Origin of the sequence: Sphingobium tyrosinilyticum (assembly GCF_042654265.1) — a bacterium.
In the GTDB taxonomy this organism is placed as follows: domain Bacteria; phylum Pseudomonadota; class Alphaproteobacteria; order Sphingomonadales; family Sphingomonadaceae; genus Sphingobium; species Sphingobium tyrosinilyticum.
This window is the reverse complement of record NZ_JBHSFZ010000006.1, coordinates 21,629-39,841: the sequence shown is the minus strand read 5'-3', so window position 1 is coordinate 39,841 and position 18,213 is coordinate 21,629. Positions and strand designations below refer to the sequence as shown.

Below are 18,213 nucleotides of genomic sequence, written 5' to 3'. Positions count from 1 at the left end.
AGGAATGCCGTTTAAATGACGAATAGTGCCGTCCCGTCGCCCATGCGAGGGGGAGGGCCGCAACTCCCAGCTGGCGCTGCGCGTTTGATCGGCTGCATGGCGGAAATGGGGCGGATCGGCAAATGTTTTTCGGGTTAGTCAAAGGGGACTCAAAGCCGAGGCTGCGAGGCAAGGCGATCCGCAGCGTGCTGATTGTCGAGGATGAGCCGCTGATCGCTTTCGACAATGAGCATGTGCTGGAGCAGGCGGGCTATCGCGTCGCTGCGACAGTGGAGGACTATGATCATGCAGTCAGCGTGATCGAAGTAGATGAGGTCGATCTGGTGATCGCCGATATCACGCTGCATGGCGACAAGACCGGGATCGATGTGGCGCGGCATGCGCATGAGAAGGGTTTGGCGGTGCTGTTCGTGACGGGGGCTTGTCCGGTTGACGCTCATGAAATGGCGGTGGGATGCCTTTCGAAGCCCTATCTGCCGCGGGACTTGCTGGGGTCGATTTCAGCGATTGAGGCGCTGATGCGGGGCGATGAGCCGGCGCGGCTGCCGCAGCGGCTGCGGTTGTTTTCGTGACCTGGGTGGTGGGCTTATGGTCGTTCCCGCGAGGTCTGGACCTTCGATTTCGTTTAGGTGAACGGCGTTTGTTCGCATCTGCTGATGATCAATTTTCGGTCGCCAGTTCTTCGTCACCCCGGACTTGATCAGGGGTCCTGCTTAACATTGCAATCAGAAGAAGCGGGATGCCGGCTCAAGGCCGGCATGACGGTAAAGTTGTAGTTAGCGACCAATCCCCGCCGTTCCGCTCAGGAAGCTGAGCAGCTAGAAGCGGACAAACCGGCGAATGGAAGTCGAAGCCACCCAACATCGAACGTGAGGCTTATCGCCCACCTAAGTGTGTCGCTGGATGCTAGTATGAGGGAGTCGCCGCATTCCCTACCATCACTATCTAACCAAGGGCGGGGCTTGCGGCAAGCCGGGGGCCTTGAGTCAAGAAAACGGCCGTCGATTTAAGTCAAAGGAGCATCGAGCCTATGTCAGCGATTGCCAGCATGTTTTCACGATCATTCTTCCATGGAACCAAGGCCGATCTGAAACCCGGAGACTTGATCGTCGTCGGCTACCAATCCAACTTTGCCGAAGCCAGGCCGCTATCCTGGGTATATTTCTCGGGCACGCTGGATGCTGCGATCTGGGGCGCAGAACTGGCCATCGGCAACGGGTGCGAACGGATTTATGTTGTGGAACCGGCTGGACCGTTTGAAGACGATCCCAATCTGACGGACAAGAGGTTTCCTGGCAATCCGACGCTGTCCTATCGCTCCCGTGACCCGCTGCGAGTCATTGCCGAAGTGACGAAGTGGCAAGGGCACCCGCCTGAACGGCTACAACAAATGAAGGACGGTCTCGCCCGTTTGAACGCGGAGGGTGCCGATATCATCGACTGACATGACTGCGGAACAGCGGATTTCGTCGTCCGATGCATGAAACCTGCCGTTTCGCTTACCACCCTTTTGTCATCTCAGCGAAGCTGGGGTCGGGAGAGTTCCCTTTCTCCTGCTCGCCCGATCCAACGCCTTCCGCTTGTTTCTCCGGCATTTGGCCATATGGTGACCCCTAAGCATATTCGGGGGCGCAGCTAATCATGACGGACATCGCGATCGGCACCAGAAGCTGGCTGGATGCGGTGAAGCCCTATGTCGAGAAGACGCCGCTGGCGGCCCTGTTCCTGGGGATTTCGTCCGGTTTCCCATTTGCGATGATTGGAGCGAACCTGTCCTCGCGATTGGCGCAGGACGGGATCGACAAGAAGAGCGTGACGGCGTTCAGCCTGGTCCTGCTCGCCTATAATCTCAAATGGCTGTGGGCCTGGGTGGTCGAGGGGGTCAAGCTGCCGCTGCTGCATCGCCTGGGGCAGCGTGTGTCCTGGATGCTGCTGGCCGGGGTTCTGGTGATGGCGGCGGTGGTCAATCTGGCGCTGGTCGATCCGGCGGCGGACTTGATGGCGACGGTGCGCGCCGCGATCCTGCTGGGAGTTGCGGGGGCGACTTTCGATATCATCATCGATGGCTACCGCATCGAGATATTGCGACCCGAGCAACTTGGGATCGGTGCGGGTATGTCCCAATATGGGTGGCGCATCGGCGCGGCGGCAGCGGGCGCGCTGGGGCTGGTGCTGGCGCAATATTGGGATTGGACCGTCGCCTATCTGGTCTGCGCGCTCTTTGCGCTGCCCGCGATGCTGGCGGCGTTGGTGGTGGGAGAGCCTGAGCGGCACCGGGAGATTGCAGGGCGCAAGAGCGGCGGAGAACTGGTGCAGGCGATCATCGGGCCGTTCGTTGACTTCTTCAAGCGCAAGGGCGCGTTGCTGGTGCTGCTGTTCATCATCGTCCACAAGATCGGCGACACGCTGGCGAATCTGACCTTCCGGCTGCTGTTCAACGACCTGGGTTATAGTAATGAGGAGATCGCGCTCTATGATGTGGGCGTGGGCTTCTGGGCGCTGCTGGCCGGGATTTTCGTGGGCGGCGTGCTTTATGCGCGATTGGGATTGAAGCGGTCGGTGCTGATCAGCCTGGTGCTGATGGCTATTTCCAACTTCAGCTTCGCCGCGCTGGCTGCCGCAGGAAAAAGCAATATCGGCATGGCGGGCGCGATCGGCTTTGAAAATTTCGCGAGCGGGATCGGCGGAGTTGCAGTGGTCGCCTATTTTTCGGCCCTGTGCGACCTGCGCTTTACCGCCGCGCAATATGCGATGATTTCAGCGGCGGCGAGCATCGTCGGGCGGTTCCTGACCGGGACAAGTGCGGGCGCGCTGATAGAGCGGTTCGGCTATGTCGATTTCTATGTGTTGACCACCGTGCTGGCGCTGCCCGGCATCATCCTGTTCTGGCTGATGATGCGCAGTGGGCTCGTCGATTCGAGCGTGGGCAGCGCGGCAACCGATGAGGGGGGTCAGGCTCCGGCGTAAAGGTCGAGCGGGCGGCCAAGATCGCTATGCGCCTGCGAGACGGCCTGCAGGCAGGTGAGGGCGCCCAGCGCATCATCGGTGCCGAGCAATGAGGTGAGTTGCTCATAAGCATCATGGGGATGCTGAAGCGCGGTCCCGATGGATTGCATGAGCAGGGCTTCGTCAGCGGTCATACGGGCGCAGCAGCAGGGCGCGACCAATATCTTGCGCGTCGCGCAGCGGGCGAGTTCCAGCATCATCGCCCGCATCAGGATAAGCGGACGGCGATAGCTGCGGCCGAAAGCGCCAAGCATGGCGTTGGCGGCATGGGCGTCATCCACGCCAGCGCTGGCCATACGGCGCATCACGTAGAGGAAGAGGCGGTTGCCATAGCCGCCTGGGAGCGGGCGGGGCAGATCGAGGGGGCTGGTCTCTCCATAAGCCATGGGGCGTGCACCTTTTTATCCGTTGCGTGACGGAGTTCAGGTTACGCTATTGCGAGTCAATCGCAAGTGCAATTAGTCGGGATATTGATCGTTCAGCCGCAAAATTTCGCCAGCGAGATAGAGGGAGCCGGCGATCAGCAGCTGTGGGGGGCGGTGATGCGGCTCCGCTGCGATTGCGGCGATGGCTTGCGCGGGCGTATCATTAGCCGTGCAACCAATGCCCCAGCGGGCAGCGACGGCGGCGAAGCGGTCGGCAGGGTGATGGTCGTGACCGGGGACGGGCAGGGCGTGAATATGGGCGATGCGGCCGGCGAAGGGCGCGAGATAGGCATCGACATCCTTGTTCGCGAGCATGCCGATGATGAGTTGCAGCTTGCCGCCGCCGAGACGGTCGGCGGTGAAAAAGGCGCTGATGGCTTCGCCCGCTCCCGCATTGTGGCCACCGTCGAGCCAGGCTTCGCTTTCGGGTGGAAGCGGGGCCAGGAACGGGCCGTGGTCTAGGCGCTGGAGGCGTGCAGGCCAGTGAGCCCAGAGAGGCGCAGCCTTTAGCGCGGCTTCGCTCACCGGCACGGCGCTTTGGTGACGCAGCATGGCGAAGGCGAGCGCGGCGTTCTGCACCTGATGCGCGCCGGGCAGGCGAGGAAGCGGGGTTTCGATCCGCCCCTGAACGTCGCGATAATGGAGGCGGTCGCGGTAGCTGGCGGCGTCCCAACTCTGACCCATGGGGAGCCAGGTGGTGCGGGCGCGGGCGGCGGCTTCGCGCATCACGGGGAAAAGGGGTTCAGGATAGCGTTGGGTCACCAGCGGCGCGCGGGGCTTCGCTATGCCCGCCTTTTCGGTAGCGATGGCGCGCAGGCTGTTGCCGAGAAATGCCTGATGATCGAGGCCAAGCTGGGCAATGCCGCAGACGGCGGGGCTTTCGATGATGTTGGTAGCATCTAGGCGGCCGCCGAGACCGACTTCCAGGATGCAGGCGTCGGCGGGATGCTCGGCAAAGGCGAGGAAGGCGGCGGCGGTGGTAACTTCGAAGAAGCTGGCGCCGATCCCCTCCGCCACGTCGAGGACGCGGGAGAGATAATGGGCGAGCGCTTCGTCGCTGATCAACTGGCCGTTGATGCGAATGCGTTCGTTGAAGCGGACGAGATGTGGGGAGGTGAAGACATGCACGCTCTTGCCATCCGCTTCCAGCGCGGCGCGAAGGAAGGCGCAGGTCGAGCCTTTGCCGTTGGTGCCCGCGACATGGAAGACAGGCGGCAACGCTCGGTGCGGGTCGCGCAGCCGGTCGAGCAGGCGTGTGATGCGGTCGAGGCCCAATATGTCGGCGCCAGGCGAAAGTGTCGCCAGACGGTCCAGCTGGGCCTGAACCCCCGGGTCATCGGAGACGGCGTGGTCGGGCATGGCCCTTTATCCCTCGCGCGAAGGCGTCAGGCGGCGGCGCGAGGGGCCAGATAGCCGATCACCCGGGCCAGCGTGTCACGCAATTCGCTACGGTGAACAACCATGTCGATCATGCCATGTTCCAGCAGATATTCGGCGCGCTGGAACCCATCGGGCAATTTCTCGCGGATCGTGCTTTCGATGACACGCTGGCCCGCGAAGCCGATGAGGGCGTTGGGCTCGGAGATCTGGACATCGCCCAACATCGCGTAGCTGGCGGTCACACCGCCGGTCGTGGGATCGGTAAGGACGACGATATAGGGCAGGCCTGCGGCGTGCAGCTTCTGGATCGCGACGGTCGAGCGGGGCATCTGCATGAGCGAGAGAATGCCCTCCTGCATGCGCGCGCCGCCCGCTGCGGTGAAGATGACATAGGGGCATTTGTGGCCGATGGCTTCGTTAACGCCCTGGATGAAGGCGGCGCCGACGCCCATGCCCATCGATCCGCCCATGAAGGCAAAGTTCTGCACGCCCATGACGAGCGGCACATCGTCGATCGCGCCGCGTGCGTTGATGAGCGCGTCCTGATCGCCGGTGGAGGCGCGGGCGGCCCTGATACGGTCGGGATAGCGTTTGGAATCGCGGAACTTGAGCGGGTCTTCCTGAACCGGGGGCGTGGGCAGCAGGATGAAGCCAGCGTCGAGAATCTGCTCGAAACGATCGGCCGGGCCGATGCGGCCGTGATGGTCGCAGCGCGGGCAGACGGAAAGATTATCCTCCCACTCCTTGATGAAGATCATTTCGGTACAGGACGGGCATTTGTGCCACAGCGTCTCTGCCGTAGTTTCCTTCTTCGCGATGAAGGGAATGGCCTTGCGGACGCGGTTGATCCAGCTCATGCGGCGGTCTCCCGGAAATGGGGGCTGTTGGCTTTGAGTGCGCCGCTCAAAGTAGCGACGAACTCTTGAACGAAGGGGGCGGCGGCGTCGCCATGCGAGCCGACGATATCGACGATGGCCGAACCCACCACGACACCATCTGCGACGCGGCCAATGGCGGCGGCCTGTTCGGCCGAGCGAACGCCGAAGCCGACAGCGATGGGAAGATCAGTGGCGGCCTTGAGCTTCTCTACGGCGAGCTCCACGACGGCTTGCGCGGCCTGCTGCTTGCCGGTGACGCCCGCGACGGCGACATGGTAGAGGAAGCCGCTGGCGCCATCAAGCACTGCGGGCAGGCGGGCGGCGTCGGTGGTGGGCGTCGCAAGGCGGATCAGGTGGATGCCAGCGGCACGGAGCGCTGGGCCGATTTCCGCATCCTCTTCCGGCGGGACATCCACGCAAATGACGCCATCTACGCCCGACTGCTTGCATTGGTCGGCGAACCAGTCCGCGCCGCGGATCAGCATGGGATTGGCATAGCCCATGAGGATCAGCGGGACATGGGGATGACGCGCGCGGAAGGTTTCGGCAAGGTGGAAGATATCCTTCGTCCGCGTGCCCGAGCCGAGGCTGCGCAGGTTCGCTAGTTCGATAGCGGGGCCGTCCGCCATGGGGTCGGTAAAGGGCATGCCGAGTTCGATGATGTCGGCGCCCCCGGCGACCAAGGCGTCCAGAATTGCGGGCGTGGCAGCGACGGTTGGGTCGCCTGCTGTTACGAAGGTGACGAGCGCGGCGCGGCCTGCGCTCTTGCAGGCTTGGAAGCGAGTGGCAAGGCGATCAGCGGTCACGGTGGCATTCCAGAGGTAATATAGGGGCTTCCACAGGCTCAGTCCGGACGGATGTGGGGTGGGCGTGCAAGGTCACATCTCCACTCCCAACGCCGCCGCCACGGTGAAGATGTCCTTGTCACCACGGCCGGAGAGATTGACGATGAGGATCTGGTCCGCGTCCAGCGTGGTCGCGACCTTTTCCGCCGAGGCGATGGCGTGGGCGGATTCGAGGGCGGGGATGATGCCTTCCAGCGCGGAAAGCTTCTGGAAGCTGGCCAGCGCTTCGTCGTCGGTGATAGGCATATATTGAACGCGGCCGATTTCGTGCAGCCAGCTATGTTCAGGGCCGATCCCGGGATAGTCGAGGCCAGCGGAGATGCTGTGCGCTTCGGTGATCTGGCCGTCTTCGTCCTGAAGCAGATAGGTGCGGTTGCCGTGCAGGATCCCCGAAGCGCCGCCCGCGAGCGATGCGGCGTGCTTGCCGGTAAGACCCTCGCCTGCTGCTTCCACGCCGATCATCTTGACGTCCGCGTCATCAAGGAACGGATGGAACAGGCCGATGGCGTTGGACCCGCCGCCGACCGGGGCAATCAGCATGTCAGGCAGGCGGCCTTCGAGTTCCAGAATCTGCTCGCGCGCTTCACGGCCGATGATCGACTGGAAATCGCGAACGAGTTCGGGATAGGGGTGCGGCCCTGCCGCTGTCCCTATGATGTAAAAAGTGTCGTGGACGTTCGACACCCAATGGCGCAGGGCGTCGTTCATTGCGTCCTTGAGCGTCTGCGATCCTGACACGACCGGGATCACCTCCGCGCCGAGCAGCTTCATGCGGAAGACGTTGGGCTTTTGCCGCTCCACATCCTTCGCGCCCATGAAAATCTTGCATTCCATGCCGAATAGAGCGGCGACGGTCGCCGTGGCGACGCCATGCTGACCCGCGCCGGTTTCGGCGATGACCTTCTTCTTGCCCATGCGGCGGGCGAGCAGCGCCTGGCCGATGCAATTGTTGATCTTGTGCGCGCCGGTGTGGTTCAGTTCCTCGCGCTTGAGATAGATTTTGGCGCCCTTGCCCGGCTCGGCTTCTGCGCGCAGCGCTTCCGTCAAACGCCCGGCATAGTAGAGCGGGTTGGGACGGCCGACATAGAAGCGCAGCAGTTCAGTGAACTCGGCATCGAAGGCCGGATCCTGCTTTGCTTCCTTATAGACCTTCTCCAGCTCCAGGATGAGCGGCATCAGCGTTTCGGCGACATAGCGGCCGCCAAAGGAGCCGAAATGGCCAGACGCATCGGGCTGGGAGCGGAGCGAGTTCTTGATGGTCATGATGGCTGTGCCGCTTTGCAGAAGGCCATGATCTTGTCCACACTCTTGATGCCGGGCGCGCTTTCCACGCCGGAAGAAACGTCGATCATCGGTGCGCCGGTGATGCGAATGGCTTCGGCGACATTGTCGATGCCAAGGCCACCGGAGAGGCACCAGGGCAGGGATATGGGGACGCCACGCAGCAGCGTCCAGTCAAAGCGAAGGCCCATGCCGCCGGGTAGGGCAGCGCCCTCCGGCGTTTTCGCGTCGAAGAGGAGCAGGTCGGCAGCGCCCGTATAGGCTTTGGCGGATTCTACGTCGGCGCGGGTCTTGACCGAGATGGCTTTCCAGACCGGGATATTAAAGCGCTGGCGGATGGCGGCGACGCGTGCCGGGCTCTCCTTGCCATGGAGTTGGAAAGCGGTGAGGGCGTTTGTGGCGGTGAGCAGGGCGAGGGTCTCATCGGTCGGATCGACGAGAACGGCGACGCGACCGATATGGGCCGGGACCGGCGCGGCGAGAGCGCGCAGCTGGTCCGCTTCGACATGGCGCGGGCTTTTGGGAAAATGGACGAAGCCTAGATGCGTGGCGTCCGCGCGCATCGCTGCGCCGACCGTGTCGGGCGTCGAAAGACCGCAGATTTTGATGGCGAGTCGGGACATTGGGGGGCTTTAGCGGCTGTTGGTGTGTGTGAGAACATCTCCCTGCGCGCCATATGCTTCGATATGAGGCTTGGGCAAGCTCAGCCTCTACTCAGCACGAACGGACGGGGCTCAGTCAGGTGGTCAAATCCATGTCATGCAGCGCCAGCCATTGATCGGCATGGTCGATGCAGGCTTTTCCCAGGAAGGCATCGACCTGATCCATGATCTGATCGTCGGTCAGCGCCGCCGGGTCGAGCGGGGGGTGCCAATGGACGCGGAAGTTGGGTCCTTCCGTGCGGACCATGTAGAAGGGCAGGAATTTCGCGCCAACCTTCCGGGCCAGGCGCAGCGCAACGGACAGATTTCCAGACGGCGGCAGGTCGCGGCCGAAACGAGGGAACCAGACCTGGCGGTCGCGGCGCTCGTCCAGCAGGATGTAGAGGGTCGCGCGGTCCTTCGTCGTCAGGTGCTTGAGGATGCCGCGCGCCGCGCCGTCTCCGGTGATCGCTTCGCCCATATAGCTGGAGCGGGCGCGTTTCAGCATCGCGGCCTGACCGGGGTTTTGCGGAGGGTCATAGACGCCGAGGCCAGGTCGGTCTGTGGACGCCTTGATATGGGCGGCAAGCAGGTCCCAATTGCCGAGATGGACAGCCAGCGCGATCATCGGGCCCGGACCGGCGAGGACTTGTTGGTAGCCTTGCGCGTCCTCGACCGTGATGTGGTTCTTCTCGATCAGCCGGTCGATATTGGTGAGTTCGGCCATGGTGCGGCCGAGGTTGAACCAGCGGCTGGTGAGCATGGCCTCGCGGGCGGCTTCGGAAACGTCGGGGCGCAGGATGCCGAGGTTGGTCCGGGCGCGCTGGTCGCGCAGCTTCATGGACCTGCGCGCGATGTTCGCCGACAGCCAACCGCCTAGCCAGGACGCCAGCGGCGCCGGGAGGATGCGGAGGAGGGTGAAGAGAAAGGGGTTGGAGAGCATTGCGCCTGCCGTCATACAGCAGCGGTCGGGACGGTAAAGGGCTTGGATTTGCAATGAATTGGGCCTTGGGGCTTTGGGTGGTCTTGCAGGGGCTGACGCTGCTGGGAGTCCTCAATTATTGGCGGCACCTGCCTGTCGATCGGCAGGAGGAGGCGCCCGAGGGCGTGGTCGTGCTGCTGTCGGTGCGAGATGATTGGGACGGCGGCGCGGAACTGATCGCGCGGCTGAAGGCGCAGACGGCGCGGTTTCGGTTGGTGATTGCGACTTCAGGCGATTGCGCGGCGGCGGAGGCTCTGGGGGCGAGCGAGGGGGATTGGGTTCAAATTGTTCGCGCCGGTGTCGCGAGCGAGGAAGGGCAGAAAGTTCATAAGTTGCGGGCGGCTTTGCGGGCCTTGGCGCCGGAGGACCGTTACCTGGTGTTTGTGGATGCCGATATTGAGCCTCCGGTGCGCCTGGTGGGGCGGTTGCTCTTTCCTCTGGTGCGGGGGAAGGCGGATATCGTGACAGGTTATCGGTTGTTGTTGCCGGAGCGGAACGTAGTCGCGGCGCTTGTTGGCGCGGTGGAGATGCAGTTGGCGACCCTGCCGCGTGCCGCGAGCGCGACCATGCCTTGGGGCGGGGCTATGGCGCTGACGCGCGAGACGGCGGAGCGGCTTGATCTGGATGCGGCTTTGGCGGGGCGCTTGTCCGACGATATGGCGATTGGCCTCGCCGGATGGCGCGCGAAGCTGCGGTTGCGGCCGGTGCGGGACCTGCTGGTGGCGAGCCCGCTAGAGGGGCTCGGGGCGATTGCCTTCGGGGTGCGGCAGTATCGGCATATTGTGACCAACAGTGTGGGGATGTGGTTGATCGCTGGGGCTGTTATTGGGGCGCAGGCTCTGGGATGGGTCTGGGCGCTCGGGTGGGGTGGCTGGAGCGCTGTGGCCGTGGGCTATGTGGCGGCTGTGGGGCGGGCGCTGGTGCGGCGGCGGATCATTGCGGGGGTGGTGGAGCCGGGACAAGCGGCGGCGGCGAGAAGGTCGCTTTGGTGGGATGTGCTGGCGCCGTTTGTGGTGTGCTGGGCGCATTGGGGAATGCAGTTGGTGGCGGCTTGTTCGCGGCGGATCAGGTGGGGTGGGTTTGATTATTGGGTGAAGGGTGGGGAGGTTGTGCGGATGAGGAGGGCGGGATGAGGATTAAACTGATGCGCTGATTTGGACTTTTCCGCTTGGTCGTTGCGACTGACGCGCGTTCATTTCGAGCTAGTTTGAGAACTTAAACACTGGGGCGATTACGTGAGCTTTCTGAAACGGATGATGGTCGGCAGCGCCTTGTGCATCGCAAGCTGGGCGACTGTCGCCCGAAGCGTGCCGGAAAATGAAATGGGGCGGGGCCCCCGACCAAAAAACGACCGGCAATCATGGCTGCTGTCTGCGGATGTGCCTCAACCGGTGAGCATCAGGGGACGAACGCTTTTCATTTTGACCATTGATCCGAAGGGATCAGTTCAGAACTGCGAAATAGCGATATCTTCAGGGTCGAATACGTTAGATGAAGTCGTATGCCGATCGTTAAGCGCTCGTGCCAAATTCCATCCAGCACAAGACAGAGCCCGTGTGCCTATCACTGGGTATTATCATTCTGGCGTCTTCTGGCGGCCTACGAACTCAAATAATTCGCTGTTCGTAATGGAACTCGAGTTCCCATTGCCTCATCAGCCTATCCCCCGGAGTGATCCGCGAGAATGGATAACTGCGAAGGATTTCCCGGCGTCCGTACATTACGGAGGCAAAGCTAAGGTCGCCATAAATGTAGGCGCCGACGGCACCGTCAAGAGTTGCGACGTCATTGAAACGTCCGGTACTTCCGAGCTTGATGGACTTACATGTAGGTTGATCGCCGCACGAGTTCGTTTCTTGCCAGCAAGAGACGCGCAGGGGCGTGCGGTGGAAGGGGCGTTCCCATCGACGGTCACTTGGCGTCGATGAAGCTTTGGAAGTGAGAGAGGTTCGCATTCGCCCCTATTGCAGTCTTGGCTGCAATAGGGGGACGAGATACTCCTTAGTGTTGTTCAACTTTGCTCGAAACGAACGGGTGTTGGGTTAGAATCCCGCCGGAAACAAATGCTTGCCCTGGTCGTCCAGCCTCAACACAACCTTGCCCGCAACCGCGCTCAGCGGGAGGTCGCCGTAGATGTGTGGGAATAGCGCCCCGCCGCGCGACTCTTCCCATTTGAGGGTGTCGCCGAACGGGGCTAGGTCTATCATCAGCATCACCAGATTGTCTTGGCCTGCAAAGTGTTTGGCGGCCGTTTCGGCCGCCTGCTCGCGGGTGGACATGTGGATATAGCCGTCCGCAAGATCGACGGGCGCGCCCTTGAACACGCCGTCGGTCTTTAGTTGGTCATACTGATCCTTGGTCAGGATCTTGTAGGCGAAAAGGTCCGTCACTCTTCGGTAAGGTCCGGGTCGGCTTCGGGGGTGACGTCCGGAGTCGCTTCCAGCCCGGCGGGCATCGTCACATCATCTTCGTCGCTTTCCTCGATCTTCGCAGCGCTGACGACATGTTCATTGTCGGACACGTTGAAGAGGCGCACGCCCGCCGAGTTGCGGCCGATGATGCGCAGGGTGTCGAGGCCCATGCGGATCAGCTTCGCCTGGTCAGTGACGAGCATCAGATGATCCTCATGTCGGGCAGGGAAACTGGCGACGACGGGGCCGTTGCGGCCGATATTGTCGATGTTCGTGATGCCCTGACCGCCGCGTCCGGTGCGGCGATAGTCGAAGGCGCTCGACAGCTTGCCATAGCCATTGGCGCAGACGGTGAGGATGAACTGTTCCTTCGCCTGCAAGTCGGCGAAGCGTTCGGGAAGCATGCTGGGCTCGCCTTCCTTTTCCGGCTTCCAGGGAGCGAAGCGCAGATAGTTCTCGCGCTCTTCCTGCGTCGCGCCGGAGCGATGGAGGATGGAGAGCGAGATGACTTCGTCGTCACCCTTCAGCGTCATGCCGCGCACGCCGGTCGAGGTGCGGCTTTGGAATTCGCGCACGTCGGTAGCCGGGAAGCGGATGGCCTTGCCCTGTCGCGTGGCGAGCAGCACATCGTCATTTTCAGTGAGGAGAGCGACGCCGATCAGACGGTCGTCGCTGCCCTCATCGAAACGCATCGCGATCTTGCCGTTGCTCGGCACATTGGCGAATGCGTCCATGCTGTTGCGGCGGACCGTACCGTTCGCGGTCGCGAACATGACGTGCAGGTCCTTCCAGCTTTCCTCATCCTCAGGCAGCGGCAGGACGGTCTGGATCGTCTCGCCGGGGCCGAGCGGCAGTAGGTTGACCATCGGGCGGCCACGCGTCGCCGGGCCGCCCTCGGGCAAGCGCCAGACCTTCATGCGATAGACCTTGCCCGCCGTGGAGAAGAAGAGGACCGGCGTGTGCGTGGAAGTCACGAACAGTTCGGTGATCGCATCCTCATCCTTGGTCGCCATGCCGGAGCGGCCCTTGCCGCCGCGTGCCTGGGCACGGAAGCTTTCGAGCGGCGTGCGCTTGATATAGCCCTGCACGGTGACGGTGACGACCATCTCCTCGCGCTCGATCAGGTCTTCGTCGTCGATGCCATCGGCAGCGGCAGTGATTTCCGAGATGCGCGGGGTGGCGAAGTCGCGCTCGATCGCCTCGAATTCCTCGCGCATGACGGCGTAGAGCTTCTTGCGGTCGCCGAGGATGGCGAGATATTCAGCGATGGCGGCGGCGAGTTCCGCCAGCTCATTGCCGATCTCGTCGCGGCCGAGGGCCGTCAGACGATGCAGGCGCAGGTCGAGGATGGCGCGGACCTGCGTGTCCGAGAGGCGGTAGGTGTCGCCGCCGGCTTCGGTCTCAATCGCTTCCACCAGCTTGAGATAGGGCGCGATTTCCGCCACCGGCCAGTCGCGGGCGAGCAGGGTTTCGCGCGCCTCCGCCGGGCTGGCCGAGCCGCGGATGATGCGGACGACTTCGTCAAGGTTGGTGACCGCGATGACGAGGCCCAGCAAGATATGCGCGCGGTCGCGGGCCTTGTTGAGTTCGTACTTGGTGCGGCGGGTGATGACCTCTTCGCGGAAGCGGACAAAGGCCTCGATAATGTCGCGGATGTTGAGCAGTTCCGGACGGCCGCCGCGAATGGCGAGCATGTTGGCCGGAAAGCTCGACTGGGCAGGCGTGTTACGCCAGAGTTGGTTGAGCACGACTTCAGGCGTGGCGTCGCGCTTCAGGTCCATGACGATGCGAACGCCTTCCCGGTTCGATTCGTCGCGAATGTCGCTGATGCCCTCGATCCGCTTGTCCTTGGCGGCCTCAGCGATCTTTTCGACAAGGCCGTTCTTGCCGACCTGGTACGGGATGGCGGTCAGCACGATCGAGCGACGGTCGCCGCGCCCTTCCTCGACCACATAACGCGAGCGCATCATGATCGAGCCGCGGCCGGTATGATAGGCGCTGCGGGCGCCCGACTGGCCGAGGATCAGCGGGGCGGTCGGGAAGTCCGGGCCGGGGACGATCTGGATGATGTCGTCCACGCTGATCGCAGGGTTTTCGATATAGGCGAGGCAGGCGCGGATCACTTCGCCGAGGTTATGCGGCGGGATGTTGGTCGCCATGCCGACCGCGATGCCGCCCGCGCCGTTGACCAGCAGGTTCGGGAAGCGCGCGGGCAGGACCTGCGGCTCACTTTCCGAAGCGTCGTAGTTGGGCTGGAAATCGACGGTGTCCTTGTCGAGATCTTCGAGCAGCGCACCAGCGACCTTGGCGAGGCGTGCTTCGGTGTAGCGCATGGCCGCCGGCGGATCGGGGTCCATCGAGCCAAAGTTCCCCTGCCCATCGATCAGCGGGACGCGCATGGCCCAGTCCTGCGTCATGCGCGCCAGGGCGTCATAGATCGAGCTGTCGCCGTGGGGATGGTATTTACCGATCACGTCACCGACGATGCGTGCGGACTTGCGATAGGGTTTGTTGTAGTGGAAGCCGGACTCGCTGGCCGAGAAGAGAATGCGGCGATGCACGGGCTTCAGGCCGTCGCGCACGTCCGGCAGGGCGCGGGCGACGATGACCGACATGGCATAGTCGAGATAGCTCGCCTTCATCTCCTCCACGATGGAGATGGGGCTGATGTCCGAGGGGTCGGCGAGGGCAGTCTCGTCGGTCAATGCGATTCTCTTTTATGGATGAACAGTTTCGTTGTGCTTCCACTAGCGGAGCGAAACAATTCTGTCACCCCTCGCGCGCGCACGCGCGCACGCGATAAATCAAGCTGCAAGAAGGGGCTGACAGGCGGAGAAGGGGTGCATATACGATGTTCAAACGTCATTCACGCGCCGCCCCCTAATCGGCGCTTAATCAAGGGCGCCTGTCCCCCGGGCGCGTAGAGGAGAAGATGATCATGCGTTTTGTTACCCCCTTGGCGCTCGTGCTGGCTCTTGCGCTGGCTGGCGGCCCCGTTTCGGGCCCAGCGGTGGCGGCGAAGAAGGAAGAGAAGAAGCAGGCCGGCCCGAAGCTCAATGTCTCGCCCGACGTGATCAAGGCGCTCCAGGCCGCGCAGGCGGCGACGCAGAAGAATGATTTCGCCGCTGCCAAGGCGGCGCTGGCCGACGCCGACAGCAAGGCCAAGTCGAACGACGACAAATATCAGATTGGCGCGGTCAAGCTGAACGCATCGATCGCGTCGAAGGACAGCGCGATGCAGAGCGAGGCGCTCGCCCAGATGCTGGACAGCGGCCTCACGCCCCCGGAACAAGCGGGCCAGTTCAACGCCGTTGCTGCCGACCAGGCGTTGCAGGCGAAGAATTACGACCTTGCCATCCGCCGCGCGCAGGCGGCGGCACAGGCCAATTATAAGGCCGATGCAGTGAATGTGACCTTGGCACAAGCCTATTTTGGCAAGGCGGGCACCGCCAATCCGACGGCGGAGCCTGGCCGCGGTCTTAATCAGCAGGGTCTCGCCGCGCTTAAGGCTGCGATCAACGCGACGAAGGCGGCTGGCGGGCAGGTTCCCGCTCAATGGTATCAGATCGGCGTTAGCCGTGCGGCTGGATCGCGCCTGCCAGAAGTGACCGAATGGGCGACCTCGGCTTATCAGGCACAGCCCAGCGGTGAGAATCTGCGCACGCTGATCCGCCTGTTCCAGCAGTCGAATCCGAACATCACCAACCGCGAAAATCTCGACGTTCTGCGCCTGATGGCGGCATCGGGGGGATTGGTGGTCGCTGGCGACTTCCTGGAATATGGCGAGATGGCGTCCAAGACCGGCATCTATGGCGAAGTGAAATCCGCCGTCGATCAGGGTCGCGCCAAGGGCGTTCTGAAGGGCACGGCAGGCGCCGATCTGTATCAGACCGCAGCGCCCAAGATCGCAGGCGACAAGGCATCGCTTGGTTCGGCCGAATCCGATGCCCGCAAGGCCGCCAATGGCAAGATCGCAGCAGCGACCGCCGACGCCTATCTGGGTTATGGTGACTATGCGAAGGCTGCGACGATGTTCGAACTGGCCAAGCAAAAGGGCGGCGTCGATGCGGACGAGGTGAACACGCGCCTCGGCATCGCAAAGGCGCTGGGCGGCGATGTCGCATCTGCCAAAACGGCCTTCCAATCGGTCCAGGCGGGCACGCGCAAAAAGATCGCGGATCTCTGGCTGGCCTATCTCTCCACCAAGGCCTGATCTTGAAAAAGGCGCGCCCGTCTCAGGGATGGGCGCGCCTTCCTTACTCGACATGATGCAACAGGGGCTGGCGCGATGCGCTGGCGTATAAAAAGGGGACGGCCGACATGGTCAGGCTGCGACATTCCATGCTTAAGTCAGGGCTCTTCGCTATCGCCGTGGCGGCAGCGACATCGACGCCAGCGCTAGCGAAGAAGCCGGCGGCAAGCGGCCCGGTGATCGTCATGTCGGAAAGTTTTCGAGCAGCTGCGCAGGCGGCCGACAGCGCAATCAAGGCGGGCGACGCGAATACCGCTCAAGCGCAGATCAGCGGGCTGATGCCGGTAAGCGACTTTGAAGCTTATACGGCGGCTGGGCTGCGGTTTGAACTGGCTGTGCTGAAACGGAATTTCCAGGCGCAGCGGATCGCCTTGACCGACATGTTCAAGACCGCGTCTGTGCCCAAGAAGGATGCGCCGCGCCTGCGCTATGTCGCGGGCTATCTTTCCTATGTTGTCGGCAATTATGACGATGCGCTGGCCCAACTCGATTACGCCAAGACGCTCGGCTACGACGCGACCGATGCGACGATGCTGCGCGCGGACATCTACCTGCGCAAGAACAAGGCAAGGGACGCTCGGCCCTTCGTGCAGGAAGCGCTTGCCCGGCAGCGCGCATCGGGACAGGCGGTTTCGGCTGCCTGGTATGATCGGGCGATTTCGCTCGCCTATGCCGCGGGCGACTGGGGGGAGGTTGGATCCCTGTATCGGGAACGGCTGACGCACTATGGCTCTGCCGGAGAGTGGCGGTCGGCGCTTGCCAATTATCTGAGCGCTCCGGGCATCGATACGCAGGTTCAGCTTGATCTCTATCGGCTGCAGGCGGCGAACGGCGCGATGGCAAGTGAGCGGGATTATCAAGGCTATGCGCAGCTTGCCGAAAAGGCGGGAAATTACGCGGAAGCGAAGGCGATTATCGAGGCTGGGCGCTCATCGGGCAAGCTGACGACTACTCAAGCAGCGACTGCTAGCTTGATGAAGAGCGTGACGCCAAAGGCGGCGAAGGAGATCGCGGCGCTGCCTGCGGCTGCAAAGAAGGCGGCGGGCGCGAAGGACGGATCTGCTGCCCTGGCGGTGGCGGACAGTTATTTCTCGCTCAGCCAGTTTCCACAGGCGGCGGAGCAGTATCGTCTGGCGTTGAGCAAGGGAGGCATCGATCACGGCAAAGCTAATGCGCGTCTGGGCATAGCATTGGCGCGGTCGGGTGATTTGGCCGGTGCGAAGGCTGCCTTGGCGCAGGTGAGCGGCAACTGGGCAAATGTCGCGGGTTTCTGGAGCGTGTGGGTTGATCAGCAGAGCCGTAAGACGGCGTTTCAGCCGGTCGGGATTTCTCCAGCGAGCTGAAGGGTGGCACGCGTTTGCGCGTTTGAATCGACCGTTCGCGCTGTGTTTGTCGAAGCGCTACTGCCTGTAAGAAAGGGCTTCGACAGGCTCAGCCCGAACGGGGGGTAGATTGGCTGGGACAGTAAACGGTGATGCTGTCTCCGCACGCCGTCATCGCGACTAGAGCGGGAGCGGAACGCCCGGCAGATTCTTCGACATGCGGATGGTGAGGGAAGTTTTGACGCTGACCACATTGGGGGCAGGGGTTAGCTTCGAAGTCAGGAATTGCTGGAAGCTTTGCAGGTCCTTCGCGACGACCTTCAGGATGAAGTCGATTTCGCCGTTCAGCATATAGCATTCCCGCACTTCCGGCAGGGTGGCGACATGGTCCTCGAAAGCCTTCAGATCGGCCTCCGCCTGGCTTTTCAGGCTGACCATCGCGAATACGGTGATGGTGTAACCCAGCATGGCCGGATTCACCACCGCGTGATAGGAGCTGATGGCCCCGCCTTCTTCCAACGCGCGCACGCGACGCAGGCATGGGGGCGCAGTTAGCCCTACTTTGCGCGCCAGCTCCACATTAGTCATCCGACCGTCCTGCTGCAGTTCGCCCAGGATGTGCAGGTCGATATCATCGATGTTCGGGCCAGCCATTATCCTGCTTATTTCCTTTCTCATTTCTTGCCCGATATCATAATAATATTTCAGGGCAATGCAATTGTCCCACTATGCTACGGTCCCAAATGAGCAGGCGTCGCCCCTTCCCCTTTGGTCGGCGAAGGCTTATCCA

Annotated in this window: 17 protein-coding genes; 7 read left to right on the top strand and 10 right to left on the bottom strand. The window is 62.5% G+C overall.

Going from position 1 to position 18,213, the window contains the following annotated elements; genetic code table 11:
- Positions 1-122: 122 nt before the first annotated feature.
- The 3 genes from ACFO3E_RS04540 (at position 123) to ACFO3E_RS04530 (ending at position 2,967) form a co-directional block, all read left to right on the top strand.
- Positions 123-572 carry a response regulator gene (locus tag ACFO3E_RS04540; RefSeq protein ID WP_066523873.1) on the top strand — a complete coding sequence of 150 codons (450 nt, stop codon included), beginning with the start codon at positions 123-125 and terminating at the stop codon, positions 570-572.
- A 458-nt stretch (positions 573-1,030) separates the two neighbouring features.
- Entirely contained in the window at positions 1,031-1,444 is a 414-nt protein-coding gene (gene arr, locus ACFO3E_RS04535; RefSeq protein ID WP_380802780.1) for an NAD(+)--rifampin ADP-ribosyltransferase, read from the top strand.
- Between the two features lie 197 nt (positions 1,445-1,641).
- On the top strand, positions 1,642-2,967 hold the full coding sequence (locus ACFO3E_RS04530) for an AmpG family muropeptide MFS transporter (protein ID WP_380802778.1): 1,326 nt from the start codon (positions 1,642-1,644) through the stop codon (positions 2,965-2,967).
- Here the strand turns inward: ACFO3E_RS04530 and ACFO3E_RS04525 are convergent.
- From ACFO3E_RS04525 to ACFO3E_RS04495, 7 genes are all read right to left on the bottom strand, one after another.
- Positions 2,952-3,392: a DUF6628 family protein gene (locus ACFO3E_RS04525; RefSeq protein WP_066523870.1), complete on the bottom strand. Its 441-nt coding sequence runs from the start codon at positions 3,390-3,392 to the stop codon at positions 2,952-2,954. The genes ACFO3E_RS04530 and ACFO3E_RS04525 overlap by 16 nt on opposite strands.
- A 72-nt stretch (positions 3,393-3,464) precedes the next feature.
- On the bottom strand, positions 3,465-4,790 hold the full coding sequence (locus tag ACFO3E_RS04520; protein WP_066523869.1) for a bifunctional folylpolyglutamate synthase/dihydrofolate synthase: 1,326 nt from the start codon (positions 4,788-4,790) through the stop codon (positions 3,465-3,467).
- Between the two features lie 26 nt (positions 4,791-4,816).
- Positions 4,817-5,668 (bottom strand): acetyl-CoA carboxylase, carboxyltransferase subunit beta, encoded by an 852-nt coding sequence (accD, locus tag ACFO3E_RS04515; RefSeq protein WP_066523868.1) that lies wholly within the window; start codon positions 5,666-5,668, stop codon positions 4,817-4,819.
- Positions 5,665-6,495 carry a tryptophan synthase subunit alpha gene (gene trpA / locus ACFO3E_RS04510; RefSeq protein WP_066523867.1) on the bottom strand — a complete coding sequence of 277 codons (831 nt, stop codon included), beginning with the start codon at positions 6,493-6,495 and terminating at the stop codon, positions 5,665-5,667. Before trpA ends, accD begins: the two co-directional genes overlap by 4 nt.
- Positions 6,496-6,567: 72 nt before the next feature.
- The gene (gene trpB / locus ACFO3E_RS04505) at positions 6,568-7,797 is read right to left on the bottom strand and encodes a tryptophan synthase subunit beta (RefSeq protein WP_066523866.1); all 1,230 of its coding nucleotides are present in this window, start codon (positions 7,795-7,797) and stop codon (positions 6,568-6,570) included.
- A complete protein-coding gene (locus ACFO3E_RS04500; protein ID WP_066523865.1) occupies positions 7,794-8,438 on the bottom strand; it encodes a phosphoribosylanthranilate isomerase in 645 nt (214 codons plus the stop codon). The genes trpB and ACFO3E_RS04500 overlap by 4 nt, the downstream gene beginning before the upstream one ends.
- A 115-nt stretch (positions 8,439-8,553) precedes the next feature.
- Positions 8,554-9,399 carry a lysophospholipid acyltransferase family protein gene (locus ACFO3E_RS04495; RefSeq protein ID WP_066528472.1) on the bottom strand — a complete coding sequence of 282 codons (846 nt, stop codon included), beginning with the start codon at positions 9,397-9,399 and terminating at the stop codon, positions 8,554-8,556.
- 53 nt (positions 9,400-9,452) lie between these two features.
- On the opposite strand from ACFO3E_RS04495, the gene ACFO3E_RS04490 reads away from it, so the two are divergent.
- Both ACFO3E_RS04490 and ACFO3E_RS04485 read left to right on the top strand, forming a co-directional pair.
- Positions 9,453-10,571, top strand: a complete 1,119-nt coding sequence (locus ACFO3E_RS04490; RefSeq protein WP_380802772.1) for a glycosyltransferase — start codon at positions 9,453-9,455, stop codon at positions 10,569-10,571.
- A 120-nt stretch (positions 10,572-10,691) separates the two neighbouring features.
- The gene (locus ACFO3E_RS04485; protein WP_380803067.1) at positions 10,692-11,366 is read left to right on the top strand and encodes an energy transducer TonB; all 675 of its coding nucleotides are present in this window, start codon (positions 10,692-10,694) and stop codon (positions 11,364-11,366) included.
- 114 nt (positions 11,367-11,480) lie between these two features.
- Here ACFO3E_RS04485 and ACFO3E_RS04480 read toward each other — a convergent pair whose 3' ends face one another.
- Positions 11,481-11,828: a DUF952 domain-containing protein gene (locus ACFO3E_RS04480; RefSeq protein WP_066523863.1), complete on the bottom strand. Its 348-nt coding sequence runs from the start codon at positions 11,826-11,828 to the stop codon at positions 11,481-11,483.
- Positions 11,825-14,554 carry a DNA gyrase subunit A gene (gene gyrA / locus ACFO3E_RS04475; RefSeq protein ID WP_380802769.1) on the bottom strand — a complete coding sequence of 910 codons (2,730 nt, stop codon included), beginning with the start codon at positions 14,552-14,554 and terminating at the stop codon, positions 11,825-11,827. The genes ACFO3E_RS04480 and gyrA overlap by 4 nt, the downstream gene beginning before the upstream one ends.
- 227 nt (positions 14,555-14,781) lie before the next feature.
- Between gyrA and ACFO3E_RS04470 the strand changes: the two genes are divergently transcribed.
- Both ACFO3E_RS04470 and ACFO3E_RS04465 read left to right on the top strand, forming a co-directional pair.
- Complete coding sequence (locus ACFO3E_RS04470; RefSeq protein ID WP_066523861.1) at positions 14,782-16,062, top strand: hypothetical protein; 1,281 nt, start codon at positions 14,782-14,784, stop codon at positions 16,060-16,062.
- A 128-nt stretch (positions 16,063-16,190) separates the two neighbouring features.
- Positions 16,191-17,444, top strand: coding sequence for a hypothetical protein (locus tag ACFO3E_RS04465; protein WP_066523860.1), 1,254 nt, complete (start codon positions 16,191-16,193; stop codon positions 17,442-17,444).
- A gap of 159 nt (positions 17,445-17,603) precedes the next feature.
- Here the strand turns inward: ACFO3E_RS04465 and ACFO3E_RS04460 are convergent, their stop codons facing one another.
- Positions 17,604-18,077, bottom strand: coding sequence for an Lrp/AsnC family transcriptional regulator (locus ACFO3E_RS04460; RefSeq protein WP_066523859.1), 474 nt, complete (start codon positions 18,075-18,077; stop codon positions 17,604-17,606).
- Positions 18,078-18,213 lie beyond the last annotated feature (136 nt).